The organism is Streptomyces sp. RLB3-17 (assembly GCF_007113425.2).
GTDB classification, from domain to species: domain Bacteria; phylum Actinomycetota; class Actinomycetes; order Streptomycetales; family Streptomycetaceae; genus Streptomyces; species Streptomyces mirabilis_D.
On the sequence record NZ_CP041610.2, the window covers coordinates 5964493 to 5990721 of the forward strand.

24 protein-coding genes are annotated in these 26229 nt (G+C 73.2%); 10 read left to right on the plus strand and 14 right to left on the minus strand.

Annotation, left to right across the window (positions count from 1 at the left end; translation table 11 throughout):
* Positions 1-114: 114 nt before the first annotated feature.
* The gene (locus FNV62_RS27075; protein ID WP_143652109.1) at positions 115-1455 is read left to right on the plus strand and encodes a PLP-dependent aminotransferase family protein; all 1341 of its coding nucleotides are present in this window, start codon (positions 115-117) and stop codon (positions 1453-1455) included.
* Here the strand turns inward: FNV62_RS27075 and FNV62_RS27080 are convergent.
* The gene (locus FNV62_RS27080) at positions 1370-2269 is read right to left on the minus strand and encodes a hypothetical protein (RefSeq protein WP_054234157.1); all 900 of its coding nucleotides are present in this window, start codon (positions 2267-2269) and stop codon (positions 1370-1372) included. The genes FNV62_RS27075 and FNV62_RS27080 overlap by 86 nt on opposite strands.
* Before the next feature lie 241 nt (positions 2270-2510).
* Positions 2511-3020, minus strand: a complete 510-nt coding sequence (locus FNV62_RS27085) for a hypothetical protein (protein ID WP_399222685.1) — start codon at positions 3018-3020, stop codon at positions 2511-2513.
* 103 nt (positions 3021-3123) lie between these two features.
* Here FNV62_RS27085 and FNV62_RS27090 point away from each other — a divergent pair, with 103 nt between their 5' ends.
* The 3 genes from FNV62_RS27090 to FNV62_RS27100 all read left to right on the plus strand — a co-directional run bounded on the left by FNV62_RS27090 (position 3124) and on the right by FNV62_RS27100 (position 6182).
* Positions 3124-3759: an NAD(P)-dependent oxidoreductase gene (locus FNV62_RS27090; protein ID WP_060899974.1), complete on the plus strand. Its 636-nt coding sequence runs from the start codon at positions 3124-3126 to the stop codon at positions 3757-3759.
* 113 nt (positions 3760-3872) lie between these two features.
* Positions 3873-5027: a PP2C family protein-serine/threonine phosphatase gene (locus tag FNV62_RS27095; protein WP_143605496.1), complete on the plus strand. Its 1155-nt coding sequence runs from the start codon at positions 3873-3875 to the stop codon at positions 5025-5027.
* An 87-nt stretch (positions 5028-5114) separates the two neighbouring features.
* Positions 5115-6182: a hypothetical protein gene (locus FNV62_RS27100; protein ID WP_097285507.1), complete on the plus strand. Its 1068-nt coding sequence runs from the start codon at positions 5115-5117 to the stop codon at positions 6180-6182.
* 9 nt (positions 6183-6191) lie between these two features.
* Here FNV62_RS27100 and FNV62_RS27105 read toward each other — a convergent pair whose 3' ends face one another.
* Together FNV62_RS27105 and FNV62_RS27110 are read right to left on the minus strand one after the other, a co-directional pair.
* Entirely contained in the window at positions 6192-7487 is a 1296-nt protein-coding gene (locus tag FNV62_RS27105; RefSeq protein WP_097285508.1) for a sensor histidine kinase, read from the minus strand.
* On the minus strand, positions 7475-8176 hold the full coding sequence (locus tag FNV62_RS27110) for a response regulator transcription factor (RefSeq protein WP_097285509.1): 702 nt from the start codon (positions 8174-8176) through the stop codon (positions 7475-7477). The genes FNV62_RS27105 and FNV62_RS27110 overlap by 13 nt, the downstream gene beginning before the upstream one ends.
* Before the next feature lie 325 nt (positions 8177-8501).
* On the opposite strand from FNV62_RS27110, the gene FNV62_RS27115 reads away from it, so the two are divergent.
* From FNV62_RS27115 to FNV62_RS27125, 3 genes are read left to right on the plus strand one after another with little or no spacing between them, the layout of a single operon-like run.
* On the plus strand, positions 8502-8867 hold the full coding sequence (locus FNV62_RS27115; RefSeq protein ID WP_211179035.1) for a hypothetical protein: 366 nt from the start codon (positions 8502-8504) through the stop codon (positions 8865-8867).
* A gap of 4 nt (positions 8868-8871) precedes the next feature.
* Positions 8872-11622 (plus strand): caspase family protein, encoded by a 2751-nt coding sequence (locus FNV62_RS27120; protein ID WP_144315678.1) that lies wholly within the window; start codon positions 8872-8874, stop codon positions 11620-11622.
* Entirely contained in the window at positions 11622-13085 is a 1464-nt protein-coding gene (locus FNV62_RS27125) for an extracellular solute-binding protein (RefSeq protein WP_143627365.1), read from the plus strand. The genes FNV62_RS27120 and FNV62_RS27125 overlap by 1 nt, the downstream gene beginning before the upstream one ends.
* Here the strand turns inward: FNV62_RS27125 and FNV62_RS27130 are convergent.
* Positions 13063-14316 (minus strand): amidohydrolase, encoded by a 1254-nt coding sequence (locus FNV62_RS27130; protein WP_143608754.1) that lies wholly within the window; start codon positions 14314-14316, stop codon positions 13063-13065. The genes FNV62_RS27125 and FNV62_RS27130 overlap by 23 nt on opposite strands.
* 54 nt (positions 14317-14370) lie before the next feature.
* Positions 14371-14532, minus strand: a complete 162-nt coding sequence (locus FNV62_RS27135; protein ID WP_164331390.1) for a hypothetical protein — start codon at positions 14530-14532, stop codon at positions 14371-14373.
* A gap of 152 nt (positions 14533-14684) precedes the next feature.
* Between FNV62_RS27135 and FNV62_RS27140 the strand changes: the two genes are divergently transcribed.
* Positions 14685-16028 (plus strand): helix-turn-helix domain-containing protein, encoded by a 1344-nt coding sequence (locus FNV62_RS27140; protein WP_054234150.1) that lies wholly within the window; start codon positions 14685-14687, stop codon positions 16026-16028.
* 183 nt (positions 16029-16211) lie between these two features.
* On the opposite strand, the gene FNV62_RS27145 is transcribed toward FNV62_RS27140, so the two are convergent.
* From FNV62_RS27145 to FNV62_RS27175, 7 genes are all read right to left on the minus strand, one after another.
* On the minus strand, positions 16212-16796 hold the full coding sequence (locus FNV62_RS27145; RefSeq protein ID WP_306459575.1) for a GNAT family N-acetyltransferase: 585 nt from the start codon (positions 16794-16796) through the stop codon (positions 16212-16214).
* A 70-nt stretch (positions 16797-16866) separates the two neighbouring features.
* Complete coding sequence (locus FNV62_RS27150) at positions 16867-18705, minus strand: alkyl/aryl-sulfatase (protein ID WP_060897843.1); 1839 nt, start codon at positions 18703-18705, stop codon at positions 16867-16869.
* Positions 18706-18796: 91 nt separating this feature from the next.
* Positions 18797-19018, minus strand: a complete 222-nt coding sequence (locus FNV62_RS27155; RefSeq protein ID WP_054234148.1) for a hypothetical protein — start codon at positions 19016-19018, stop codon at positions 18797-18799.
* On the minus strand, positions 19015-20922 hold the full coding sequence (locus tag FNV62_RS27160) for a transglycosylase domain-containing protein (protein ID WP_225900387.1): 1908 nt from the start codon (positions 20920-20922) through the stop codon (positions 19015-19017). The genes FNV62_RS27155 and FNV62_RS27160 overlap by 4 nt, the downstream gene beginning before the upstream one ends.
* Positions 20919-21620 (minus strand): hypothetical protein, encoded by a 702-nt coding sequence (locus FNV62_RS27165; protein ID WP_143602354.1) that lies wholly within the window; start codon positions 21618-21620, stop codon positions 20919-20921. The genes FNV62_RS27160 and FNV62_RS27165 overlap by 4 nt, the downstream gene beginning before the upstream one ends.
* The gene (locus FNV62_RS27170) at positions 21617-22276 is read right to left on the minus strand and encodes a SigE family RNA polymerase sigma factor (RefSeq protein WP_143602355.1); all 660 of its coding nucleotides are present in this window, start codon (positions 22274-22276) and stop codon (positions 21617-21619) included. The genes FNV62_RS27165 and FNV62_RS27170 overlap by 4 nt, the downstream gene beginning before the upstream one ends.
* Positions 22277-22365: 89 nt before the next feature.
* On the minus strand, positions 22366-23304 hold the full coding sequence (locus FNV62_RS27175) for a L,D-transpeptidase (protein ID WP_143627367.1): 939 nt from the start codon (positions 23302-23304) through the stop codon (positions 22366-22368).
* 134 nt (positions 23305-23438) lie between these two features.
* Between FNV62_RS27175 and FNV62_RS27180 the strand changes: the two genes are divergently transcribed.
* Both FNV62_RS27180 and FNV62_RS27185 read left to right on the plus strand, forming a co-directional pair.
* On the plus strand, positions 23439-24050 hold the full coding sequence (locus tag FNV62_RS27180; RefSeq protein ID WP_373559498.1) for a SigE family RNA polymerase sigma factor: 612 nt from the start codon (positions 23439-23441) through the stop codon (positions 24048-24050).
* Positions 24040-24831, plus strand: coding sequence for a L,D-transpeptidase (locus FNV62_RS27185; RefSeq protein ID WP_186003107.1), 792 nt, complete (start codon positions 24040-24042; stop codon positions 24829-24831). Before FNV62_RS27180 ends, FNV62_RS27185 begins: the two co-directional genes overlap by 11 nt.
* Positions 24832-24901: 70 nt before the next feature.
* Here FNV62_RS27185 and FNV62_RS27190 read toward each other — a convergent pair whose 3' ends face one another.
* Positions 24902-25954, minus strand: a complete 1053-nt coding sequence (locus tag FNV62_RS27190) for a hypothetical protein (RefSeq protein ID WP_313905029.1) — start codon at positions 25952-25954, stop codon at positions 24902-24904.
* Positions 25955-26229 lie beyond the last annotated feature (275 nt).

Consider the following 26229-nt stretch of genomic DNA (forward strand, 5'->3'; position numbering starts at 1 on the left):
CGGCCAACTGCTCGGTGCAATAGGATCTTTGCCCTCGGTGCAATCCCGGCGGTGCGATCCAGGCAGTGCGATCCGATGCCGCGATCCAGAACGCGAACAGGGGGACCTCACGTGGTGGACGACTACCGGCGCATCGCCGACCGGCTCGCCGACGACATCGCCGCCGGGCGGCTCGGACCCGGCGAACGACTGCCCCCGCAGCGGGTGTTCGCCCGGCGGCGCGGGATCGCCGGATCGACGGCGGGACGTGTCTACGCCGAACTGGTGCGACGCGGACTGGTGGTCGGCGAGGTCGGGCGCGGCACCTTCGTCCGGGCCGCCCCGGTCGCCTCGGGACGCGCCCTCGCCGAGCCGTCCCCCCAATCCCCGGCCCCGCTCGTGAACCTGGAGCTCAACTACCCCACCGTGCCGGGCCAGTCGGAGCTGCTCACGCCCGCCCTCGCCCCGCTGCTGCGCCCCGACGTCCTCACCGAGTCCCTGCGCACCGCTCCCGCCACCGGTACGCCCGCCGCCCGTGAGGCCGCCGCCGACCTCCTCACCACCCCGGGCTGGCGTCCGGCCCCGTCCCGGCTGGCCTTCGCGGGCAACGCCCGCCAGGCCATCGCCGCCGCGTTCGCCTCCCTCGTCCGGCCGGGCGGCCGCGTCGGCGTCGAGGCGCTGACGTACCCCCTGGTCAAGGAGATCGCGACCCGGCTCGGCGTCACTCTGGTCCCGCTGGCCATGGACGACGAAGGGCTGCGGCCCGAGGCGGTCACCGCGGCCCACCGCTCGGCGCCCCTGTCCGCCGTGTACGTCCAGCCCACCCTGCACAATCCGACCGGCGTGACGATGGGGGACGCGCGCCGCCGGCAACTGGCCCACACCGCACGCCACCTGGACCTCCCGCTCGTCGAGGACCGCATCTGGTCCTTCCTCCACACCGGCCAGGACCCCCTCGCCGCCCACGCCCCCGAGCGCACCTACCTCGTCGACGGCCTCTCCAAGCGCGTCGCGCCCGGCCTCACCGTCGGTTTTCTCGTCGTGCCCGAGGACCGGGTCGAGGACGTGGCGGCGGCGCTGCGCTCCGGTGCCTGGAGCGCGGGACGGTTCGCGCTGGAGGCCGCGGTGCGCTGGCTCGCGGACGGCACGGTCGCCCGGCTGGTCACCGCCAAGCGGGCGGACGCGGAGCTGCGGCAGAAACTGGTCGCCGAGCATCTCGCCGGGTTCCGTGTGCGGGCCGATCCGCGGGCGTACCAGGTCTGGTGGGAGCTGCCCGGGCCGTGGCGGGCGGACACGTTCACGGCGGCGGCAGCGGCGCGCGGGATCGCGGTGACCCCGGGCTCGGCCTTCGCCGCCGCCCCGGCCGCCGCGGCGGGCGCTTCGGACGCCGTCAGGCTCGGACTCGCGTCGGTGGCTCCGCCGGAGCTGGCCCGGGCGCTCGGGACGCTCGCCGACGTCGCGCGTACGCGGCCGTGAGCAGGGCGGTCAGCGCCACCGTGAGGCCGAGCGCGAGCAGCGCCCAGGAGACCAGGCGCAGGGTCTCGGTGAGGGCGTCGTAGACCGCGCCCACCGCCGTGGGGGACACGTCGGGCGGCAGGTCGGCGAGGGTGAGCCGGCGGCCGACGGCGACCGCGACGCCGAGCAGGGCTGCGCCCAGCGCCGTGCCGAGCCCGGTGGCCAGCACCGCCTGTCTGCGGCACACCGCGACGAGGATGCCCGTCACGGCGAGGACGGCCGCCGAGACGGGCAGCCAGAATCCGGCGACTTCAAGCACATGGAACCCCTTCCGGAGCTCGGCCAGATCCTCCGAGGGCAACACCGTGATCTCGGTGTGCTCGACGTGGATACGGTTCGCCAACGGCACGTGCGCGTGGGCGAGTTGACTTCTGACCTGTTCGGCGACCGGGGCGAGGTCGATCGTCACGGCCTCCTCCCGGTCACTGCGCAGCGCCCGCATCACCGCCTCGTGCGCGGCCCGGTTCGCCGCCTGCCACGCCGTGTGGAACGCCGGTGTCAGCGTGAACGAGCGCACCGCGTCCCGCACGAAGTGGTTCACCGGTCCCTGGAGCGGTGCCCGCACATGGACCTCGCGCAGGATCCCGGTCGTGACGGCCGCGGCGATCGCCTCCCGTACGTCCGTGTCGGCGGCGAGCGGCTCCATCGCGGCCGCGTAGCGCTCGTCGTCGCCGATCCCGTAAGCCGCCCAGGTCGACAGCGCGCCGAGCGGCGCGAACAGGCAGGCGAGGGCGATCAGGACGGCCGACAGGGCGCTGCGCACACGAGGGGACACCCCACCAGGCAAGGCCCCGTGGGCGGCGAGCGCGAGCGGTGTGACTCCATATGGGTGCAAACGACGAGCCGCTCCGGTGGAGAGCTCACCCGAACGGGTGTTACCTGGTTGTAGCGGCTCTTCCCCAGACTCCTGGGACCTGGTCCCAGGGGGTAGGTGAGTGAGGGAGGTGCACGAGGCCCCGGCAGCCTGCCGGGGCCTCGTGCACCATGCCGTGGCGTCGCGTCGGCGCGGCGCCGCGTCAGTTCACCGGATGGCCGGCCGCGTCCTCGTGCGTGTAGTAGTGGTAGAAGCTCCCCGCGAGCACGAACACCGAGACCCCCAGCGCCATGAACGTGGAGCGCAGCACGGAAGCGCCGGTCAGGCTGTAGAGGAACCCGAACGCGATGCCCGCGAACGCGGTCCACACCAGCGCGTGCAGTTCACGCCGCAGCACCGGCGCCAGCATGCGCACGCCGATGTAGGCGGCCGCGAACACGATCGCGCACACGAACCCGAACAGGACGTTCCAGCCCGTGATCGGTCCGGCGTCGCGCGCGTTGGCCGCCGCCCAGTACCCGTAGATCAGCCCGCCGACGACGGGCACCGCCCACTTCGCGACGGAGTGGGTGCGCGCGTCGAAGACATCGGGTGCGCGGTGCGTCCGCGCCGCCCAAGTCGAACCCGCGATTCCCGCCGTTCCCGCCGTACGCCCTGTCACCGCTGCGTGTCGTGCCCCTGACGCCTTCGAGACTGGTGCCGCGTGAGTCATGGGAGCACTCCTCTCTCCTCGTCCCGCCTTCCAGGTCACACCCCGGCCCGGTGGCTGGCAAGTCGGGATGCGGGGGTTTTGGCCTCGTGTTTCGCTGAACTCCATGAAGGTCGTACTCTTCGGCGCCACCGGAATGATCGGCAGCCGCATCGCAACGGAGGCATCGGCGCGCGGGCACCAGGTCCTGGCGGTGAGCCGCTCCGGGCAGTCGCCGGTCCCCGGGGTCACGGCGACCGCCGCGGACGCCTCGGACACGGCGAAGGTGACCGAGCTGGTGGCGGGCGCGGACGTGGTGGTCTCGGCCTGCGTACCGCCGAGAGACGGGACGGATCCCCGGGGGCCGTTTCTGGCGCTGAACACGGCGCTGGTGGAGGCCGCCCGGGCGGCCGGGGTGCGACGGCTGGTGATCGTGGGCGGGGCGGGCAGTCTGGAGGTCGCGCCCGGACAGGCGGTCGTGGACCAGCCCGGCTTCCCGGAGGCCGTTCTGGCGGAGGCGCGCGCCCACAGCGACGTCCTCGACTTCTACCGCACGGTCGACGACCTCGACTGGACGTACATCTCGCCCGCCGCCGACATCGCCCCCGGCGCCCGCACCGGCGCCTTCCGCCTGGGCGGCGACCAGCTGCTCACCGACGACCACGGCAACAGCAGGATCAGCGCCGAGGACTACGCCATCGCCCTCGTCGACGAGCTGGAGACGCCCGCCCACCCGCGCGCCCGGATGTCGGTGGCGTACTGACGAGGAAGGGGTGGTACGGCGACGTGGGCGCCCTGCGACGCATCCGAGACCTGTCGCCGCTGCTCGGCCCGGTGCCGCCGGAGCAGCGGGACGACTCCCTCCAGCGGCAGAAGATGCTGCGGCTGCGCGGCCACAGCGTCGCCTGGGTGCCCCCGCTGCTCCTGCTCATCGCCATCGGGCTGGCCGACTGGAACACCTCCGGCGAGTTCCGGATCATCACCTGGATCGTCGTCGTCCCCGGCGTCGCGGCGGCGATCTGCGGGGTGTGGACCACGGCGGTCTTCGCCTGCCTGGCGGTCGTCACGTACGTCGAGATTGACGCGTCCTGGGAGCACCAGTACCAGACCGGCCTTCCCGACTTCATCCTCGTCAGCGTGGGCGGCGTCCTCGCGGTCCTGGCCTGTGCGGTGCGGGTCCGCGGCGAGCGGCGCATGCTGCACATGATGGACGTCGCCGAGACCACCCGGCGCACGGTGCTGCGCCCGATGCCGCCGGGCTGGGGCGGCCTCGACCACGCGGCCGTGTACCTCGCCGCCGACAGCGAGGCCCGGGTCGGCGGGGACTTCTACGACATCCAGCCGGGCCCCCGCGGCACCCGGCTGCTCCTCGGCGACGTGCAGGGCAAGGGGCTGGGCGCGGTGGAGGCGGCGGCCGCGCTGCTCGGCACGTTCCGCGAGGCGGCCTACCACGAACCCCTCCTGCGGACGGTCGCCGACCGGCTGGAGGTGCGGATGAGCCGGCACGTCGGCTACCGCAAGGCGGTCGGCCGCGACGACCACGACCGCTTCGCCACCGCCGTCCTGGTGGGCTTCCCCGACGACACCCGGGACACCGTCGAGTTCGTCAACTTCGGCCACGAGCCGCCCCTCGTGGTCGCGCCCGACGGCGTACGCACCCTGCCGCCGGGCCACGGACTTCCGCTGGGTCTCGCCGAGCTGACCTCCGACCGGCCGCTCGTCCTGACCGCCGTGCTGGTCCCCGGCGAGACCCTGCTCCTCGTCACGGACGGGGTGACCGAGGCCCGCGACGCCGACGGAGCGTTCTTCCCGCTCCTCGACCGGGTGACGCGCGCCCTGACCGAGGACCCGCGCACCGTCGAGCCACAGCGCCTCGTCGAACTCGTCCGCGACGGCACACTGCGGCACAGCGGCGGGCGGCTGGCCGACGACACCACGATCTTCGCGGTACGACGACGGGGGGACCCCGGGCCGGTGGTGTCGCCGAACGTGGTCCCGGAGGGCACGGGCGGGGGCACAACCCAGCCATAGGCGGGCGTTTGCCCGGCTGCCGTCCCCCCTTCGCAGGCGCAGCGGTTACGGTGCTGGCGTACGTGATCGATGGGGAGGGAGGGAACCATGCCCGGAACCGTGCTGCTCCTCGCGGCCTCACCGGTGGGCAAGGGGTGTCTGGTGGACGCGGCGTCCGTGCTCCCCGTGCTCGCGGCGGTGTCCCCCGCGGTGCTGTCGGGCACGGACACCGCGAACGTGGTGGAACTGGCCGACCCGTTGGAGCCGCAGGCCGTGCTGACCAGGCTGCGCGCGGCCGCCACGGCTCCCGGCCCGCTGACGATGTTCGTGACGGGCCAGCTCCAACTGGACCGCCGCCAGCGCCTGCCGCACCTCGCGCTGGCCCGCACCACCCCCTCGACCGTCCGCTACACGGCCTTCCCCTGGCACTGGATCACCGAGGAGCTCCGGCTGCGCGCTCCGGGCACCACCGAGCTCCTGGTCGACCTGCACGCCGACGCGGAGACCTGGGAGTACCTCGCGACGAGCCCGCTCACCGCGGGCACGGGGGTCGGCCTGTACGGGCGCGTCGCCCCGCCGCCGCCCCGGCGCACGGTGGCGTCACCGGCGTACATGAAGGCGCTCGCGACGATCCTGCGCAGCGGCCGGCGCCCCGAACTCCCGCTGCTGCACCAGCAGTCGCTGGCCCGGATCGAGGCCGAGAGCGGGCCGTCGGGGATCGTGCTGACGGCTCCCGCGCGGATACCCGTGGTCCCGGATCCGCACGCCGCGATCACCGCCGCCGCGCAGGCCGGCCGGCACGACGAGGCCGCGGCACTGGCCGCGCGCTGGGAGCAGGAGGCGGCCCGCACCTGGGGCGTCGCCTCCGAACAGGCCCTGCACTGGGCGGAGGTCCGCGCGGACCTGGCGATGCTCGCGGGCGACCCGGTCGGCAGCTGCCGCACCTGGCTGGCGATCGCCGGACACCGGCTGGACGCGGGCCAGCCCGCCGACGCCCCGGCCGTCGAGTCGGCCGCGGACCGGGCCCACCATCAGTGGGGGCGGATCGGCGACTCCGCGCGGGCCGTCGAACTCGGCTCCGCACTGGCCGAGTTGAGGCTGCGCGTGCCCGGACGCCGACGGGGCGCCCTCGACCACATACAGCGGCACCTCAGCAGGCTCCAGGCACGGGTGTGACGGTCGGGTTCAGGGCCCGGCGGGCAGTCTGACCCTGAACCAGGCGCCGCGGTCGGAGGGTTCGAGCGTCACCGTGCCGCCGTGCGCCGCCGCGATCGCCGCGACGATGCTGAGCCCGAGCCCGCTGCCCGTACTCCCGCCACCGCCCGCGCTCGCGCCCTCGCCCCGTACGAACCGGTCGAAGATCCTGGCCCGCAGCGCGTCCGGCACCCCCGGCCCGTCGTCCGTCACCTCGATGACCCGGTGGTCGTCCTCCGTGCCGAGCCCCAGCGTGGTCGTGGTGCCGGGCGGGGTGTGGGTGCGGGCGTTGGCCAGCAGGTTGGCGACCACCTGGTGGAGCCGGAGCGGATCCCCGGCGACGGTGTGCTCACCGGGCGCCACCAGCAGCCGTACGGGATGCTCGGGATGGCAGTCGCGGGCGGCGGTGACGGCGGCACGGCACAGCTCCGCCAGGTCCACGTACCGCACCCGCAGGGACCGGCCGAGGTCCAGTTCGGACAGCAGCACCAGTTCGTCGATGAGCGAGGTCATCCGCTCCACCTCGGTCGACATCCGTCCGAACGCCTCCTCCCGCATCCGCTCGGAGGACGGATGCCCGACGCGGGCCAGCTGGGCGTACCCCGAGATGGTGGTCAGCGGATTGCGCAGTTCGTGTCCGGCGGCGGCGAGGAACTCCCGCAACCGCCGTTCCGCGTCGAGCCGTTGCCGGGCCGCCCGGCCGCCCAGCCAGCGGGCGCCGCACGCGACCGCGGCGAGCAGCACCAGCGAGGCGGCGGCCTCGGCCCGCAGCAGCCGGGTGACGGCCTGGTGCGCGTCGGCCATCGAGCGGGCGATGACGACATAGGTGCGGTCGCGGTCCGGGGCCGGGCCCCGGGGGCGCACCACGAGCGCCCGGTAGGTGCCGCCGATGCCCACCGGGTGCCCCCGCGCGGCGAGGGCGGCCAGCCGGGCCGGGGCGAGCGAGGGGAAGGACGGCATACCCGGCGCGCCCGCGTACCGCCCGGTCACCCGGCCGGTGCTGTCCAGGACGAGGATCAGGCACGACCGGTCCAGGGCGGGGCGCCCGTTCGAGCCCGGCACGCCGGCCGCCTCGCTCAGCTGGACGCCGCGGTACTTCTCGATCTCCTCGTCGGTGCGCAGCACGAGGTGGTGGCCGAGTGCCTGTGCGGAGAGCGCGGCGACCGTGCCCAGGGTCACCAGCGTGGCGGCGAGCCACAGGGCGACGGCCCGTGAACCGGCGGCGACGGGTGGTCGCGGGGGTGCGCGGTGCGGGTCGCGCGGATCCCCGGTCCTCAGTCCGAGCACAGCAGATAACCCGCCCCGCGTACGGTCCGGATGAGCGGCACTCCGGGGTCGCCGAGCTTGCGGCGCAGGTAGTAGACGTAGGTGTCGACGATGCCGGAGCCGTCGGCGCGGTGGTTCCAGACCCGCTCCTGGATCTGGGCGCGGGACAGTACCCGGCCCGGGTTCTCCATCAGATAGCGCAGCAGGGCGAACTCGGTGGTGGTGAGGCCGACGGGTTCGCCCGCGGCCCACACCTCGTGGGTGTGGACGTCCAGGCGCACGGCACCGGCCTGCAGGGTGTGCCGCTCGGCGGGGCGCTCGGCGGTGCGTCGCAGCAGGGCCCGTACGCGGGCCGCGATCTCCTTGAGTTCGAAGGGCTTGGTGACGAAGTCGTCGCCGCCCAGGTCCAGTCCGCGCACCCGGTCGTCGACGTCACTGCGCGCGGTGAGGAACAGCACCGGCATGGTGTGCCCCCGCGTCCGCAGGGTCCGGCAGATGTCGAAGCCGTCGAGGTCGGGCAGGTTGATGTCGAGCAGCACGAGGTCGGGGCGGCCGCGCGCGACGGCGTGGAGCGCCTCGCGCCCGGTGGCCGCGCCGGTCACCTCGAATCCCAGGAACTCCATGGCCATGGTGAGCATGGCGCGCAGATGCTCCTCGTCGTCGACGACGAGGAGCCGGGCGGGGGAGTCGAAGGGGACAGGGGTGGTCATGTCCTGTTCCTTTACTGGCACATTTTGTTGAAGACGTCGATTGAAATGTCAATTTCAAACAGAGCGGCTCGTATGGTGACACGTACCGGCAGGTAGTGAGGCCAGGTCGGGAACAACTGTCCGAGACATGCGGAAGCCCGCCTTCCCCGGGGAAGGCGGGCTTCCGGGCCACGGCGCCGACGCGTCGGCTCGGCCGATGAATCAGCCGGTGAAGACATGCCACTCACAACAGGAGGCGCAGGGGTCCCAGGAATGTGTGGGCATGCCGTTCCGCCCCTGTCGAGAGCCTCCCCCGGCGTCAACTCCGGTGCCATGATGGTGAGTCATGACTGCTGAGGGGGAGGGTGTGGCAGCCCGGGCCATCCGCGTGCGTCTGGACGGGACGGCGAGCGACAGCGATGTCGGCGCCCTGAAGAAGTGGCTGGAGCGGGAGAGGCCGCTGGAGCAGCTGGTCAAGCGGGGCGATCTCAGGATCGAGGAGCGCGCCGGGACCGATGAGCAGGGCACGCCCATGGGCGTCGGCATGGACATCGTGCTGGTGCTGATCGGCGCGGGCGCCGAGACGCTCTTCAAGGAACTGCTCGCACAGGTCAAGAGCGCGGTACGGGCCTGGAGCGACAACCGCGGCTCCGTGGAGAACGGCGATCCGCCGGAGGCCCGTGTCGATCCCCTGGGTCCCGACGAGAGGTAGCCGGGTGGACCGCTTCGACCCGCGGGGAAAGGTGAACCGGGCGCTGCTGGTCGGTGTGTCCGAGTACGAGTTCACGCGGCCGAAGCACCGCGACGGCGTCCCGGGCCAGCTGCCCGCCGTCGCCCACAACCTCGCCGTGCTCGTACGGGCCCTGGAGCGGGGCGGAGTCCTCCGGCCCCTGGAGATCACCGTCGCGCGCTCACCGCGGCTGGCCGACTTCCGCCACTCCCTGCGCGCGGCCGCCGACTCCGCCGAGGGGCTGCTCCTGCTCTACTTCGCCGGACACGGCGCCGTGCCCAGCGCGGGCGACGAACTGTGGCTGCAGATGCGCGACGCCGAGGTCGTCCGGGGCGAGACGGCAGGGTTCGAGGGCGCGGCCCGGTTCACCAACGTGCTGCGCATCCTCGCCAACAGCCACGCGGAGCGGATCGTGGTCGTCCTCGACTGCTGCAACGCGGGCAACGCCGCCCGGGTGTGGGAGGCCGTGGAGCGCCCCGACGTCCGACGGCGCGTCTCGGTGCTGATGAGCGTGCAGGCCAACCACCGCATCGACGCGGGAGATGCCGACACCCCCACGCCGTTCACCGCCCGGATGGTGGAACTGCTGACGTCGGGCGTCGAGGATCGGGAGGGCGAGGGGCGGGGCGACGAGGTTCACTTCCTGGCCCTCGCGGAGGCGCTCAGGGCCTACATGTCCACCCACCACCGGACCGAACGCGGCGAGGCCTGGGAACCGCAGAGCCGCACGGAGAACCCTCCGGTGGACGTGGTGCTGGGGATCCGGGCGGGGGCCGGGAGACCCGTCGGCTCCAGGGCGGAGGCCGTCGGAACGGGCGCGGCGAGCCGCCCCACGTCCGGCCGCCGTCGGCACCGCGCCTTCGTGGCTCGGGTGCGTGCGGCGGCGGCCCGGATGCGTGGGGCGGTGGCCCGGTTATGGTCCGGGGGCGTGGGCCCGGGCGCGCTCCGGCTCTCGGCTGCCGCCCCGCACCGGCCTCCAGGCCACGCCCCCGGCGGGCGGTCGACCCGCCGTGCCGCCGTCGTCCTCCTCGTCCTCGCCGCCGCCCTCGGTCTCGTCGGCTACTTCGTCGTCGACAACGCGGCCTCCGACCGGTCCGCCTGCGGCCCGCCCGTGGAACTGCGGCTGCTCACGGACCCCGATCTCGAATCCACCGTCCGCAAGGCGGCCGACACCTATCTCACGTCGGCGGCGAACACCACGGGCGGCAGCTGCCGGCGCAGTGGGATCACGGTGTACGGCGCGGGCTCGGCGGCCGTGGTGGCGGGCCTGCGCGACCAGTCGGACCCCTGGCGACGGCCGGTGAGCGACGACACCGACCCGCAGCGCGACATCGGGCCCCAGCCGGACATCTGGATCCCGGGCACGCGCGCGACCGCGGTGAGGGCGCGCTCCTCCGGGGTGGCGCGGACCTACGTGACGCTGGAGCCGGACGCGGCGCCGTTCGCGTACTCCCCGATGGTGCTGTCGCTGCCGCAGGGCATCGCCGAGGACTCGCAGCGCGACCGGACCGGCGACTCGCTCGCGGGCCTGCGGGCGAAGCTGGCGCGCCGGGACAAGAGCGCCTCCGTACGGCGCCCGGACCCCGAGTACACCGACTCCGCGCTGCTGGCCACGGTCGGCCTCTACGGCCCGGGCAGGGCCGACGTGGGCCGGGCGGAGGGGAGCGTGGCCCAGACGGGACCGCCCGCGCCCACCGCCGGTGACCTGCTGTGCACCCTGCCCGACAACGCGGACACCGACCGGAGCACCGCGGCCCTCGTACCGGAGTTCCTGATGGTGAGCGGGGTCGGCTGCGACCGGACGACACGCACCCCGCGGATGGCCGAGTACCCCGACGACGTGCCGGGCCTGACCCCCACCTTCGTCCGCGTCCGCTGGACGGGCGGCGACAAGGACGAGGCGGCCCGGGACGACGCGGTACGGCGCTTCCACGACTGGCTCACGGGCACCGGCGACACGGGCGAGAAGAACAGCGGCAAGGAGGTCGACAACGGTCTCGCGGTCTTCGGGCAGGACGGCTTCCGCGCCCCTTCCGGCTCCCACGCCTTCCTCGCGGCCCACGACTCGGCCACCGGTCTGATCTCCGACCCCGGCCGGCCCGCCGGGGCCGCGGGCGCCGAGGCGATGGACACGGCCCTGAACCAGTACCGCAACGCCAAGGGCCCCGGCCGGGTGCTCTTCCTGCTGGACAGCTCCGGCTCGATGGCCGGTCTGTGGCAGGGGCCGGGCGGCGCCCCCGGCATCCTCAAGCAGTCCCTCGGCGGACTCGGCACACAGGACGAGTACGGCGTCTGGTCCGTGGCCTCCCTCGGCCGCAGCCCGTACGCCGAACTGCTGCCCTTCGGACCCCACAAGCGCGGCGACGCCGAGCGGGCCCTGGACGGGGCCGCGGTCAAGGACGCGGAGGCCGACCCGTACGGCGCGCTGAAGGCGGCGCTGGACACCATGGCCCAGAAGGGCAGGGACGACGACCGCCCCGAGCTGATCGTCTTCCTCACCGACGACGAGGACGACAACCACCTCACGGCGAAGGGCCACTTGGACGAACTGCTCACCTCGGCTCGGACCAAGGGCGTCCCGGTGGTCATGGCGGCCCTCGACAGCGGCGGCTGCGCCAAGGGCAGGCCCGACCAGCGGATCTCCGACGCGAGCGGCGGGCGCTGCCTGGACACCAAGGGCGACCTCGTGGCGGGCCTGCGGGACGAGGTCGCGCGCACCGGAACGGGGGACGAGTGATGCGGCGACGGCTGCGGACATCCGGGCGGGGCCACGGGCGGGTCCAAGGTCGAGTCCACGGACGAGTCCAAGGACGGCTCTCCGGGAGGGTCTACGGGTACGGGCTGGCCCTCGCTCTGCTGCTGACCGCCTGCAGCGGCGGCGGGCAGGCCGGACCCGGTGCCACGGCCACCCCCGGCGCCTCCGGGGACATCGTCGTGGCCAGCGGGCGGGACGTGACCGGCAAGGGCGGCATCCGCCAGCAACTCATCGACGCGTGGAACGCCCAGCAGGACAGGGAACACAGCGACGTCCACGCCCGCCTGGTCGAACTGCCGGGCTCCGCCGACCAGCAGCGCAGCCAACTGCTCGGCGCGCTCCAGTCCGGCAGCGCCCAGTACGACGTCGTCAACCTGGACGTCACCTGGGTGCCGGAGTTCGCCGCCGCGCACCTCATCCGCCCGCTGCCGGACGCCCTGGTCGGCGCGGACGTCATCAAGTCGGTCGCCAGCACGGCCCGTTGGGGCGGAAAGCTCTACGCCGTCCCCTTCAACAGCGACGTCGGCCTGCTCTACTACCGCCGGGACCACCTCAAGCAGGCGCACGTCCAGGACACCGACCTGAGCAAGGGGATCACCTGGCGGCAGCTGCGGGACCTCATCGACGCCGTCGAGGCGCCGGGCCGCTCGCGGCCGAAGGGGTACGAGAAGGGCTGGACCACCCAGCTCGGCCCGTACGAGGGCCGCACGGTCAACGGGATCGAGGCGTTCCTGTCCGCCACGGACGGCGCGGGCCTCACCGACGAGAACGGCCGTTACACCGCCACCGTCCAGCAGTTGACGGACGGGATCGCGGAGCTGCGCGCCCGCACCCAGGGCGCGTACACGCTCGGGGACGCGGTCCGCTCGGACGAGGGCGAGTCGCTCACCGACTTCGCGGACGGGCGTACGGCGTTCCTGCGTCACTGGCCCTACGCCTACCGCACCCTGCACCAGTCCCTGACCGACGCGCAGCTCGGCGTCGCTCCGCTGCCCGGCCGGGCGGTGCTCGGCGGCCAGAACCTGGCGCTCGCCGGATCGTCCCAACAGGCCGACAAGGCAAGGGAGTTGATACGGTTCCTCACCAGCAGGGAGAGCGAACGCTGTCTGCTCGACGCGGGGTTCGCGGCCACCCGGGAGTCCGCGTACACGGCCGACGACGTGACCTGCGGCGTGGCGAGGACCCCCGGAGCGGCCTCGCCCTCGCCCTCCGGCGAGAGCGCCGACCGCATGCCGCGCGACGACCACGGGCGCCCCGCGTACGCCCGGACGATCCTGCTCCCCGCGCTCCGGCGCGCCGTCCAGCGCCCCCGCACCCCCCTGTACGGCGCGTTCACCCAGACGTTCGCCACCGAGCTGGGCACGCTGTTCACCGACGACCCGCCGGGCGACGCGGAGTTGGCCGCCGAACTGGACAAGGAACTCAGGAAGGTTCTTCCGGGCTGACGAGATACGCGAGTGCCCCCGAGACCAGCGTCCGCACGCCCGGCGCGAGCGTCGCCAGGTCGGGCGCGAACTGCGGGCTGTGATTGCTGGGCACGGCCGCGAACTTCTCCATGAGGTCGTCGCCCGGGGCCGCGTCCCACACCTCGGCCGGGGTGCTGGTCACGAACCAGTAGGAGTACGGGATCTTCCCCTCCGCGAGCCGGGGGAAGTCCTCGCTGCCCATCGCCGGGCCCGGGTCGAGGATCGTCCCGGCGCCGAAGACCTCGCCGTGCACGGCCGCGACCCGGCGGTCGGTCTCCGGGTCGTTGACGGTGACCGGGAAGTTGTTGCCGACGACGACGTCGGGCTCGCGCGGGCAGCCGGCGGCCAGGCACTCGCCCGCCGCGATCCGCCGGATCGCCGCGATCATCCGCTCACGGACCTCGTCCGACTGCGTACGGATGTTGAGGGCGATCCGGGCCTCGGCGGGGATGATGTTGTGCCGGGTGCCCGCCTCGATCCGTCCCACGCTCAGCACGGCCGACTCGCGCGCCGCGAGCTCCCGGCTGACGACGGTCTGCAGCCGGGTCACCAGGTACGCGGCGGTGACGACCGGATCGACGGTCGACTCCGGACGCGAGCCGTGCCCGCCCCGCCCGTGCACGACGATGTCCACGTCGGTGGAGGCGGACATGATCAGGCCGGGCGAGTGGGCGTAGAGCCCGGCGGGACCGGGGGCCGCGTGCTGGGCGAGCAGGACGTCCGGCCGCGGGAACCTCTCGTACAGTCCGTCCGCGACCATTCCCGACGCGCCCTCGCCGGTCTCCTCGGCGGGCTGCCCGAGCACGAGGAGCGTGCCGGACCAGGCGTCGCGTCCGGCGGCGAGCGCCCGGGCCGCGCCCGCCAGCCAGGTGACGTGCAGATCGTGCCCGCAGGCGTGCATCACGCCGGGCGTCCGGGAGGCGTACGGCAGTCCGGTCTCCTCCTGCACCGGCAGCGCGTCCATGTCGGCGCGCAGCAGCACGGTCGGCCCGGGCCCGTTGTGCAGGACTCCGACGACTCCGGTGCCGCCGACTCCGGTGACCGTGTCGAACCCGGACGTGCGCAGCCGGTCGGCGAGCGCGGCGGCCGTCCGGTGTTCCCGCATCGACAGCTCCGGGTGCCGGTGCAGGTCGCGGTAGAAGTCCTCCAGGTCGGGAACCGGGAGGTCGGCGGTGAGGTCCAGTGCGATGCGTGCGGGGGGCGAGATCACGGGGCCAGCGTAGGGGCCGCCGACGGGACGGGGGAGTTCCCGTCGGCGGCCGGTCTATCGAAGGGCCTGCGCGTGGCCCGTGAGGTGCTGGAGGTGCGGGACGGTGGCTTCGGCCGCCCGGGCGGGGCCGGCGTTCGCTGCCAGGACCAGGGCGGCGACGGCGACGACGGCCGCGCCGAATCCTCTGAAGTAGCGCGCGGAAATACGTCGGAGCATGGCGACCTCGCAACAACAGCGGCGTATTAAGCAGGCTTAATCCGCCGCTTAACGTAGGGGTTCGAAGCATCAAAGGGCAAGGGGCGCAAGGGGAGTTGGACAATAGTCAAAAGTTGGCCGAGTGTAACTCGGGTTAATGGCATGCTTAATCCATGGCGGAGCGTGACGGCCCGGAGGTCATCGGGCGCAGGGTTCAGCAGTTGCGTACGGAACGCGGACTGACGCAGAAGCAGTTGGCGGAACCGGCGTACACGCCCGCGTACATCTCCACCCTGGAGGCCGGGCGGGTGCGGGCCTCCGAGCCCGCGCTGCGGCACATCGCCGAGCGGCTCGGGGTGGCGTACGAGGAGATCGCGACCGGGCGCCCCGCCCACCTCGCCACCGATCTGCGGCTGCGGCTCACCGACGCCCAGCGCACGCTCGCCACCGGCGAGGCGGAGGTCGCGGCGGAGCAGTACGACGCGCTCCTCGCGGAGGCGGACGCGCACGGGCTCGTCGCCGAGCAGGCCGCGGCGCTGCTCGGCCTCGGCGAATGCGCCCTGGAGACCGGGAACCTGGAGACCGCGCGGGAACGTTTCGAGGCCTCGGAACAGCGCCTCGGCGACGCGCCCCTGCCGAACCGGGTGCCCGCCCTGCGCGGCCGGGCCGTGTCCCACTACCTCGCCGGTGAACTCCGCTACGCCTGTTATCTGTTCGAGTCCACCCTCGACGAGCTCAACCGCACGGGGATGCACGACCCGGACGCGCTGCTGCTCCTCTACACGGGCGTCATCGCCCCGTACATGGACATGGGCGCCCATGCGCGGGCCGCGCAGGCGGCGGAGTTCGCGCTCGCCCTGGCGCCCCAGGTGGGTGATCCGGCCCTCGTCGCCCGGATGCACCGCTCCGTGGCCCGCACGATGATCGCCGAGGGCCGGGTCGCCGAGGCCGACGCCTCCCTCGCCAAGGCCTCCGAGCTGTACCGGCAGCTCCAGATCCGTACCGAGCTCGCCAACTGTCACTGGATGCGCGGCTACTTGTACGCGCAGAACGGTGAACTGGAGCGGGCGGAGAGCGAGTTGCGGGAGGCGCAGGCGATGCTCTCGGCGAAGCGCGCCGCCCTGTACACGAGCCAGGTCAACGTGGAGCTGGCGGACGTACTGCACCGGCGTGGGAAGTCGGCCGAGGCCGCCATCCTCCTCCACGAGGTGCTCGGTGACCTCAGTCCCGAGCGCGGCGCCGTGCACTCGGCCGGCGCGCACCGCCTGCTCGGCATCATCGCCGAGGACGCCCGCGACACGGAGTCCGCCGAGGAGCACTACGTGCGGGCGCTGAGCCTTCTCGAGCGGGCGGGGGCGGCGGGGGATCTCGCCGACCTGTGCCGGCTCCTCGGGGACCTGTTGCGCCGCACGGGACGGGTGGAAGCGGCCCTCGACGCCTACCGCACGGGCCTCGGCCACCGTACGGCCCCCGGCACCACCACCCTGGGGCCGGCCCCGGCCCAGCCCCCGCTGTAACGGCCGGTCCCGCGACTGCGGGCGGTCCCTTGGCCGCGGGCCGGTGGGGGCCGGTCGCGCAGTTCCCCGCGCCCCTAAAAGCCCCAGCGCGCCCTCGTTTTCGGCCCGTCCGGCGCTTGAGGGCGAGGCCGTTCAGGTCGAAGCGGGGGTGTGAGCGGCGTTAGCGCGCACCCAGAGTGGTGTCTAGGAGGCGGATATCTCGGAGGCGGGGATCTCGAAGATGGTTTCGAGGCCGTCCTCCTCGTCCCACTGCTCGCCGACCTCCGTGAAGCCGAACCCGGCGATCGTCGCCAGGGACGCGGCGTTGTCGGGACTGATCGTCAGGCGCAGGGTCCGAACCCGGGCGTCGGCGGCGGCCCGGCGCATCAACGCGGCCAGGATCGCCCGTGCGTAGCCCCGGCGGCGGTGGGCGGGATCCACGGAGTAGCCGATCTCCACCATGCCCGTCTCGTCCGGCGGCCCGTGGAACCCGGCGAAGCCGACGACCGTACCCTCCGGTTCGGCGATCACGACCTTGGACAGCCATCCCGCGCACTCGGGCCGCGCGGTCAGCTGGTTCAGCCGGTAGCGCCAGAGCCAGCGCGCGCTGTCGCTGAGGAAGTACTCCGTGAGCTCGGCCCCCACCTCGGCACCGGCCCGGTCGAGGTCGGATTCCAGCAGGGCGGTCATGGCCGCGCTCGTCATCTCGACGAATCGCACCGCCTTCGGGCCGGCGGGGAGGACGCGGGCGACCCGCTCGACGTTGTCTCTTGCAGCGTTGTCTGTCACAGCGCGGATCCTCATCGGAGGGAGCCGGACCTGTCGAACGGTTTTCCCCGGCACGCCCTCCCTGGGTGCTTCACGGCGTCACGATCGGGAACGCCTTGTCCGGCTCGGAGACGTACGACAGCAGCCGGGCCAGCACGGTGGTGTCGCCGTCCGACTCGATGCCCGCGAGACCCCGGCCCGACACGACCCCGAGCAGTTCCGGGCGGGTGAGGGTCAGGGTCAGGTCCGCGTGCGGCTTCGGGGTGTGATGGACCGGCATGGCGCGGTGGGTGAGGGCGCCGTTGTGGAGGTTGACGCGGTGGCGGCGCTGCTCGTCGATGACGACGAGGTCGAGGGTGAGGTGTTCGTTCCAGGCGCGGGGGCCCTCGATACGGACGGCGAGCGAGTCGAGGAGCATGCTCACGGTCAGCGCGGACGTCAGTTCGGGACTCGTGGTGTCGACGGGGATGTCGGCGGTGCCCGCGCGCAGTTCCAGGGCGGCCGTGAGGTAGGCGTTGCGCCAGGTCCCGTTCTCCGCGCCGTACCCGAGCCGTTCGTAGACGCCCGCGAGGGTGTCCTTGGCCGCGTTGTTCGACGGGTCGGAGAACACCAGGTGGTTGAGGAGGGTGGCGGCGAACCGCAGGTCACCGGCGTCGATGTACGCCCGCGCCTTGACCAGGGTCTCCGTCTGGCCGCCCGCCAACTCCACGTACCGCCGCCCGAGTTCGACCGGCGGATGCTCCCAGAGGTGGGCGGGGTTGCCGTCGTACCAGCCCATGTACCGCTGGTAGACGGCCTTGACGTTGTGGCTGACCGAGCCGTAGTAGCCGCGGGCGTGCCAGGCCCTCTCCAGCGCGGGCGGCAGCAGGAGTTCCTCGGCGATCTCGGTGCCGGTCAGGCCCCGGTTGAGCATCCGGAGGGTCTGGTCGTGCAGGTAGGCGTACAGGTCCCGTTGTTCGCCGAGGAACCTGACGACGTTCGCCCGGCCCCAGATCGGCCAGTGGTGGGAGGCGAACGCCACGTCGTAGGTGTCACCGAACACGTCGATCGTCTCGTCGAGGTAGCGGGCCCACACGTGCGCGTCGCGGACCGGGGCCCCGCGCAGGGTGAGCACGTTGTGCAGGGTGTGGCTGGCGTTCTCGGCCACGCACAGGGCGCGCTGCTCGGGGAGCAGGAAGTTCATCTCGGCGGGCGCCTCGGTCCCGGGCGTGAGCTGGAAGACGAACCGCACACCGTCGACGGTCTCCTCCTGCCCCGTCCGGGTGATGTCCACGTTCGGGGCGATGAGCGTCACGGTGCCGGTGGAGGTGATGGTGCCGAGCCCGGTACCGATCTGGCCGCGCGGGGCCCTCGGCAGCCGGGAGCCGTACATGAACGCCGACCGTCGCAGCATCGCGTTGCCCGCGAAGACGCTCTCGCTGACCGCGTGCTCAAGGAATCCCCCGGGCGCGAGGACGGGCAGTCCGCTCTCGCTGCCGTGCGCCACCACTCCGCGGGCGCCGCCGAAGTGGTCGACGTGGGAATGGGTGTAGAGGAGGCCTGTCACGGGCCGTGCGCCCCGGTGCTCGTGGTAGAGCCCGAGCGCGGCAGCCGCGCACTCCGCCGAGATCAGCGGGTCGATCACGATCACACCGTGCTTGCCCTCGACGAGGGTCATGTTCGAGAGATCGAGGCCGCGCACCTGGTACACGCCCTCGGTGACCTCGTACAGGCCGTGGCGCGCGCACAGCTGTGACTGCCGCCACAGGCTTGGGTGCGCGGTGTCGGGGCACTCCTCGTCCAGGAAGGCGTACGCGTTCCCGTCGTAGACGATCTGTGCCTCGGCGTCGGTGATCACGGGCGGGTCCAACGCCGCGATGAACCCCCGATCGGCGTTCTCGAAGTCCGTGAGATCGTCGAAGGGAAGGTCATCACGCGCCGGGACGGTCATACGTCCAGCCTCTGCCGACGAACGGCGAGCGGCTAGTGGAGTGGGCCGTTCGTGAGCTGCGCGGTCGCGAGGTGTGGGCTCGTGACGTGCGTCAGAGCCGGTCCATCCGGGTGTAGGGGCTGAGGATGCGGGCCTGGCGGGAGCCGAAGTCGACGAGCATGGCGATGCCCTCTTCGACACCGATGATCGTGCCCAGGCCGAACTGGTCGTGGGTGACCCGGTCTCCGAGGCTGAATTCCTTGGCCACGGGGACGACCGGGGCGGCGAAGGGGCTGGTGGGCAGGTGGCGCCGGGGCGCGGAGGGTTTCGTCATCGTGTAGCCAGTATGGGCTTTGTTTGGCCGGTTGGAAGCCCCGGATTTGGTTCCGCAGCCGGATCGTGGCCTTCGGCGGTGCCGACGATCTTGGACCAGACGCCCTCGGAGACGGACAGCGAACGGCTCCCCGCCGTGTACGGGAGGGGTGCGGGCAGGGCCGCCTTCTTGCCCTTGGCCGGGTGTTCCGCGAAGAGGGCGACGGTGAGGGTGAGATGTTCGTCGTAGGTCGTCTGCCAGAGCGTGCGCAGGCCCGCGGCGCCGGTCCGGGTGGCCGGAGCAGCGTCCAACCGGCCGTACAGGAGCTTGGCGACCATCCCCGCGTCGGCGCGTGTCATGGCCGTACGGGTGCGGGGGTGGGCCTCGTAGAGGGTGCGGCCCGCGCGGGTGATCTTCGCGACCGTGTACGGCGTGGCGTAGACGCCGTGCGCCGCCGCCGTGGCGTACGCGGAGGCGAGCCGGAGCGGGGTCGGGGCCGCGGTGCGGGTGAGGTCCGTGAGGGGGGCGAGCAGCTTCATGCCGGAGAACGGCTGGAGCGCGGTGCCCGCCTCCACCGCTCCGTCCCGCGCGTCGTTGAAGGGCTGACTGGCGTAGTCCGCGCCGCCGTACAGCACGCGGACCGCGCCGTCGCCCGGGACCAGCGCGACCACGGCCGTGTGGACCCGCACGTCCCCGCTCGTTTTCACCTCGGCCCGCTTCTTCCCACCCGCCTTCGCATCGGCCGCCTTCTCCTCGGCCGTCTTCTCCCCGGTCTTCTTTTCGGTGCCGTCGGCCGCCAGCTCCGCCGTCGCGTCCTGCGCCGTCAGGTCGAAGGTCGTACGGACCGTGTAACCACCGCGGGCGAGCTGGTCCTCGGTGATGCCGAGCCGGTCGGCGGCCTCCGAGGCGGCCGCGTCGATGAGGTACTGGCGCTGGCCGTCCGTGTCGCCCGGCGGATAGAAACGGAAGGCCGGGAAACGGGCCCCGGCCCGCTGCGCGGACGTGATCGCGCCGCTGTGCGCCATCGCGTCCAGCACCCACTCCCAGCGGTCCACCAGCTTGGCCGTCACCTTCGGATCGGAGCCGGCCTTCTCGTAGTACGAGGGAATGTTGATGACGGACGCGAGCGCCGCGCCCTGGCTCACCGTGAGGTCCTTGGCGTCGACGCCGAAGTAGTTCCTGGCGGCGGACTGGATGCCGGCCGCGCCCCGGCCGAAGTACACCGTGTTGAGGTAGCCCTGCAGGATCTCGTCCTTCGAACGCGTGCGGTCCAGCTTGATCGAGATCAGCGCCTCGCGCGCCTTGCGGGACAGCGTCTGTTCCGGGCTGAGCAGGGCGTTCTTCACGTACTGCTGGGTGATCGTGGAACCGCCCTGCCGGTCGCCCCCGCTCACCGTCGCCCAGGCCGCCCGGGCGATCGCCCTCGGTGAGATGCCCGTGTCCGAGCGGAAGGAGCGGTTCTCCGCCGCGATCACCGCCTCCTGCACATAGCGGGGGACCTGCGAGAGCGGGATCTCCTGCCGGTCCACGGGGCCGCGCCGGCCCAGGTAGTCCCCGTGGTCGTCGACGAAGACCGTGCTCTGCATGGCCGTCTCCGGGTGCGGCTCGGGGATCTTCGTCAGGTGGTACGCCACCACGGCCGCGCCGACGAGGTTCGCGAGGAGCGCGAGCAGGACGACGAGCGCGCGGCGCAGCCGGCGCCCGCGGGTGCGACGGATACGGATCCGCCGCTTGACGAGCCTGCGTCGCAGGCCCGCCATGAGCCGGCCGCGCCCACCGGCGCCGTGGCGTCCGCCACCGGGCCCGCGACCGGGTCCGCGACCGGGCCCATGACCGGGGCCGCCGCCCCTGTCGTGGTCATCGGCGATCACAGCGACGCCGGTGCCGCCGGCGCGTCCGCCCGTGTCCACGTCCGCGCCGTTCACCGGCCGGCCCCCGTGCTCGCTGTCACCCCGCCCGCCGAGTCGTACACCGTGACTCTCCTGGTCACATCGACGGGCCTGCCGGGGGCGACCGACTTCGGTGTGCTCACCATCGCGTACCAGACTCCCCAGTGCGGTCCGCCCGCGAGGGTGAGCGCCGTGCCCGGGACCTGGCCCGCGGTGGTCTCGATCACGACCCGCGCCGCCTCGCGCTTGCCGCGGTAGACACCGGAGAGGAAGTACCCCCAGTCCCCCGCGCCCTCCTGCTGGACGGTGACGCCGGGCTTGTCGGCGCCGTCCTTCACACTGCTGAACAGCGGGCCGGAGCCGGCGGCCGTGGACCAGTGCGCGCCGTCCTCGGTGAGCCAGATCCTGATGCCGTGCGCGACCTCGACCCGTTCGCCGGCGGTCACGACCCGCACCGTGGCCATGGGCGTACCGGAGGGGGACGTCCCCCGCTCGTCGCCCGACCCCGGGGACACGGCCGCGCGCAGGGCGACCACGGCCAGCGGGACCACGAGCAGCGCGCACGCGGACCCCGCCACCGCGGCCGTACGGCGCCGCCCGCGCTGCCGGCCCGCGCGCTCGATGGCGGCCAGCGGCACGGCCGAGGGGGTGACGTCGTAGGCGGCTTCGGCGAACACCTCGCGCAGCCGCTCGGACTCGGCCGACGGACGCGGGAACTTGCGGTGACGTTTCATGAGCGGGCTCCGGAGACGGGGTGTCGGCGAGCGGGGGACGGGACGACGGAGGGGGTGACGACAGGGCCCAGGGAGGGATGGGCGCGCAGGGCCGCGAGGCCGCGCCGGGCATGTGCCCTGACCGTGCCGGCCGAGCAGCCGAGCAGCTGCGCGATCTCGGCCTCGCCCAGTCCCTCCCAGTGGCGCAGCACCACCACGGCCCGCCGCCGCGCGGGCAGCGCGGCCAGCGCCCGGCCGAGCGCGTCCCGCCGGCCGACGGCCCCCGCGGGATCCGGTAGGGCCCGGCGCGCCCGCTCGGGCAGGAGCGGCGTCAGCAGCCGGGCGGCGCGTCTCCTCCGCGTCCGGCCGAGGTGGGTTCTGACCAGGGAGCGACGTACGTAGAAGTCGACGTCGTTGCGCGGGATGCGCCGCCAGCGGGCGCGGACCCGGGCCAGCGTGGTCCGCGCGAGGTCCTCGGCCTGGTGGCGGTCGCCGGTGAGCAGGTGCGCGGTGCGGACCAGACGGGGCCAGGCCGCGGTGGCGTACGGGGCGAACTCGCCGTTCCCGGCAGGCGCGTCGGCGGTTTTGGTGGCCGCATGCGAGGTGGCGTGCGAGGCGGCAGGGGGAACGTCGTGGGACGCGGCGTCGGAGGAGGCGGGGGAGGAGGTGTGGGGCACGGCCTGCGGTTCCTCGGAGTCGGGTACGTGGGGGGTGTGGGCGGGCGGGGGAGCCGGGACCTGAACACCCGGCTCTCCCGCCCGCACGCTCACTTCAGCGCGCTGCCGGCCCGCCACTGGGCCCAGTCCGCGTTCCAGTCGCCGTAGCCGTTGCCCACGGCCACCGTGTCCTTGGAGCCGACGACGGTGATGACGTCGCCGGGGATGACCTCGTCGTAGAACTTTCTGGCGGTGCCGTCCGTCGCGAGTCCGACGCACCCGTGGGTGACGTTCTGGTGCCCGGCGTACGTATTGGCCTTCGGGTTCTGGTGGAGGTAGGTCCCGGAGGTGGTGAGGTGGACGGCGTAGTAGTAATAGTCCGCGTAGGCGTCGCCGTAGCCGACGGTCTGCGAGTTCATGAAGACCTTGGTCGCCTTGTCGGAGACGACCATCGTGCCGTTCCAGGTGTCCATGCCCGGGGCGCCCGCGGTGATGGGCACGTTCCGGGTCTGCCCGTCCTTGACGACTCTCATCATGTGCGTGCGCACGTCCACGGTGGCGACGAGCGAACGGCCCACGGTGAAGCGCCGGGTGATGCCCGAGCCCGCCCGGACGGTGACCGCGGTGCCCGGGGTCCAGTACGCGCGCGGCCGGAAGTCCACCCGCTGCCCTTCCAGCAGATCGCGGTCCTTCACCCAGCTCCAGGAGCCCTCGACATCGGCGTCGACCTTCAACTGCCGCTCCACCGCGGCGCGTTCACCGGCCGGTATCGCATGGTCGAAGGTCACGGATATCGGCATGCCGACGCCCACGGTCTGCCCGTCGGCGATGTTGATGTGCGCGCCGGTCAGCTTCGCGAGGGGTGTCGTTTTGACGGGCCGGGTGGTCGGCGTCCGACCGGCCGTCGTGTCCGGCTTCGCCGCCGTGTCCACCTCGGTGCCCGCGCTCCCCGTCACCGCTCCCTTCGAGCAGCCGGCGAGTGCGAGCGCGCACAGGGCGGCCGTCGTCCAACCGGCCGCGATACGACGGCTCCTGGCTCTCCTGGTCATCCTGATCCCCCTGCGGTGTGTTTCGATGTGCGGCGTACGGGACCTGTACGCACGGCACGGACCGCCGGGTTGCACGGGGCGGTTGAAATTTCGAAGTCTTCGGCGGGGGCACGACCGAGGAAGAGACGGGGGGCATGACCGAGGAAGAGTTCGACGCGTTCTACGCCGCCGCGTTCCCCCGGCTGACCGGTCAGCTGTACGCGTTCACCGGGGACCACGGCGAGGCGCAGGACGTCGTCCAGGAGGCGTTCGTCCGCGCCTGGGACCGGCGGCGGGAGTTCCTCGCCGAAGGGGCGCCGGAGGCGTGGATACGGACCGTGGCGATGCGGCTCGCGGTGAGCCGCTGGCGTCGCGCGCGCCGCTGGCTGGAACTCGTCCGCCGCACCCCGCCGCCCGAGCACACGCCGGGCCCCGACCCCGAGCGCACCGCGCTGGTCGCCGCGTTGCGCACGCTGCCCGAGGCGCAGCGGATGGCGCTGGTCCTGCACCATCTGTGCGACCTCAGTGTCGAGCAGGTAGCCTCCGAAACCGGTGCCCCCGTGGGCACGGTCAAGGCCCGGCTGTCCCGCGGCCGGGCGGCGCTGGCGCAGACGCTGGCGACGGCGGACGAGTGGGAGACCGTCGACGGGGGCAGGAAGAGCGCGGACAGGGCGAAGCCGTCCGCGGGCTCCCCGGACTCGCCGCGCTCCGCGCGCTCGCTGAATCCGACGGACGAGGGGAAGAGGGAGGACGACCGTGTCCGATGAACTCGCCTCCGGCCTGCGAGAGTTGGCCCAGGACGCCGAGACTCCCCCGTCGGTGTCCGGCGCCGAGATCCGGCTGCGGGCCGTACGCCGCAGGCGCCGGCGTTTTCGATGGACCGCCGTGACCGTCGCCGGTGCCTGCGCCGCCGCGAGCCTGGCCCTGGTCGTGGCGGCGGACCTGACCGGCGGCGACCGCGAGGACCGCCCCTCCCCGGCCGCGAGCCCCACCGCCCCGCCCAGCACCCCCTCCCCGGCCGCGCCCGACGCCACCGTCGACCTCTCGCGGCGCATGCTGACGGTCGCGGGCCGCGACCTGCCGATCTCCTCCGGTTCCGTCCGCTACCCAACGGCCACGGGACGGATGATGGTCGTCACGAAGGACAGCGTCAGGACGCTGTCCTTGTTCGCGGGCAAGGACTTGCAGAAAGTGGCCTGGGTGATCGGCCTGCGTGCCGCCGACGGGACGACGAACTTCGTCGGAACCCTCACGAGCGACGAGAAGGCCCCCGGGAACTACGACGTCACGACCGGATGGATCGGCCTGCGCCGCGCGGACGCGGTATGGCTGTACAAGCAGTTGGAGCCGGGCGCGGTGATCGAGATCAGGGGCGCGGCCACCCCGACCCCGGCGACGGACCTGTCGCCGTCGGCGACCGAGGGCACGGTCCTGCCGGGCGGCACCGGCGGCACCGGCGGCGCCGCGACCTATCCCGGTCGGACCGCCGACACGCCCACGCCGTCAGTGCCCACAGAACCGTCCGTGGTGGCGGTACCGGCCGGGTAGGTGCCGCCGTTGCGCCGAACCGAGTACGGGGGTTCGGGGCGGAGCCCCGTCCTGGTGTCGGGCGCCGGGGTCAGCCCTCCTGGGCGGTGTCGGCGGTGTCGGCGGTGTCGGCCGTGTCGGCCGTATCGGCGGTGTCCGCTGTATCGGCCGTGTCGGCCGTGGTGTTGTCGGTGTCGGCGGGGCTTTCGGTGAGGGGTTCGGTGGGCCTGCCGGTGAGTGGGTTGACCGGCGCGGTGGTGGGGTTGACCGGCCTGGTGGTGGGCTTGACCGGCGCGGTGGTGGGGTTGACCGGCCTGGTGGTGGGTTCGACCGGCATGGTGGTGGGTTCGACCGGCGCGGTGGTGGGGGGTCGGCCCGCCAGGACGTCCTGGAGTCGTTGCGTGCCGATCTGGACGGCCTGCTGGGTGGAGTCCTGTGCCGCCCCGCCGAGCCCGCCGTTGGTGAGGGAGACCGCCCGGTCCCCGACCCGCACGGCGGCGAAGTCCAGCGTCAGCATCGGCGCCGCGCCGGAACCGTCACCGGCGTTGGCGGCCGACGCATCGCTCATCGTCAGCCGCAGCCCCTCCCGCGCGTCGCCCACCCCGGGCAACACCGACGGCACGACCGTCACGTTGAGCCGCCCGCCCCGCACGTCCGTGGACGTGAACTGCGCGCACTTCGAGGGCAGCGTCCGCAACCAGGCCAGCTTGGCGTCCACCTCCGAAGGAGCGGCGTACGCGGCGACCTGGTAGCGCAGTTGCGCCGCGTTGCCGCTCTCGTCGAGGCCCACGACGGCCCGGGCACCCGTCGGCTCGCCCAGCAGATCCTCGGCGTACAGACCGTCGAGCAGCCGCTGACAGTCCGGCGCGTCCGTCCTGGTCTTGAGGAGCCCGTCCCGCCAGGTCGCCCCGCCCTGTGTCGCGGACCAGTGACCGCCCAGCTCGCCCTGGGTGATCAGCGCGGCCGAGGCCTGGGCGTCGGTGAGGGAGGGGGTGGCGGAGGTGGCGGGCCGCTCGACGGACGGCGCGTCCGCGGGCCTCAGGACGCCGTGCAACGAGCACGCGGACGCCGACACCAGGACGCCCGCGGTCAGGGCGCGGGCGAGGAGACGGTACGGACCGCTCGGACCGGTCGGAACCTTCATGGCGGGGGCCTCCAGGGGGGCGGACGCGCGAGTGTCCCTCCCACGCCACCACCGGGCCCGGCGGCCCACCAGTGGCACCGGGCCGTCCGGGTGAGCGGCCCGGCCGATCACCCCGCCACTGCCCGCGGGACCGCCCCGGCGAGGCTCTGCGGGCACATATCTGTCATGACCGTGGTAGAAAATGGGCCGCCGTCCGGGCGGTTTTTTTATTCCCCGAGGTGGGGTGAGATAGTGCGCCGCCCCTCGGGAGCCGCACGTGCTAGTGTCGATATCAG

Coding starts and splice junctions, on each gene's coding strand:
- FNV62_RS27135 (WP_164331390.1), bottom strand. CDS start 14,532: ATGCTCCGACGTATTTCCGCGCGCTACTTCAGAGGATTCGGCGCGGCC.
- FNV62_RS27115 (WP_211179035.1), top strand. CDS start 8,502: ATGACTGCTGAGGGGGAGGGTGTGGCAGCCCGGGCCATCCGCGTGCGT.
- FNV62_RS27110 (WP_097285509.1), bottom strand. CDS start 8,176: ATGACCACCCCTGTCCCCTTCGACTCCCCCGCCCGGCTCCTCGTCGTC.
- FNV62_RS27155 (WP_054234148.1), bottom strand. CDS start 19,018: ATGACGAAACCCTCCGCGCCCCGGCGCCACCTGCCCACCAGCCCCTTC.
- FNV62_RS27100 (WP_097285507.1), top strand. CDS start 5,115: ATGCCCGGAACCGTGCTGCTCCTCGCGGCCTCACCGGTGGGCAAGGGG.
- FNV62_RS27140 (WP_054234150.1), top strand. CDS start 14,685: ATGGCGGAGCGTGACGGCCCGGAGGTCATCGGGCGCAGGGTTCAGCAG.
- FNV62_RS27090 (WP_060899974.1), top strand. CDS start 3,124: ATGAAGGTCGTACTCTTCGGCGCCACCGGAATGATCGGCAGCCGCATC.
- FNV62_RS27125 (WP_143627365.1), top strand. CDS start 11,622: ATGCGGCGACGGCTGCGGACATCCGGGCGGGGCCACGGGCGGGTCCAA.
- FNV62_RS27150 (WP_060897843.1), bottom strand. CDS start 18,705: ATGACCGTCCCGGCGCGTGATGACCTTCCCTTCGACGATCTCACGGAC.
- FNV62_RS27095 (WP_143605496.1), top strand. CDS start 3,873: ATGCTGCGGCTGCGCGGCCACAGCGTCGCCTGGGTGCCCCCGCTGCTC.
- FNV62_RS27085 (WP_399222685.1), bottom strand. CDS start 3,020: ATGACTCACGCGGCACCAGTCTCGAAGGCGTCAGGGGCACGACACGCA.
- FNV62_RS27165 (WP_143602354.1), bottom strand. CDS start 21,620: ATGAAACGTCACCGCAAGTTCCCGCGTCCGTCGGCCGAGTCCGAGCGG.
- FNV62_RS27175 (WP_143627367.1), bottom strand. CDS start 23,304: ATGACCAGGAGAGCCAGGAGCCGTCGTATCGCGGCCGGTTGGACGACG.
- FNV62_RS27190 (WP_313905029.1), bottom strand. CDS start 25,954: ATGAAGGTTCCGACCGGTCCGAGCGGTCCGTACCGTCTCCTCGCCCGC.
- FNV62_RS27180 (WP_373559498.1), top strand. CDS start 23,439: ATGACCGAGGAAGAGTTCGACGCGTTCTACGCCGCCGCGTTCCCCCGG.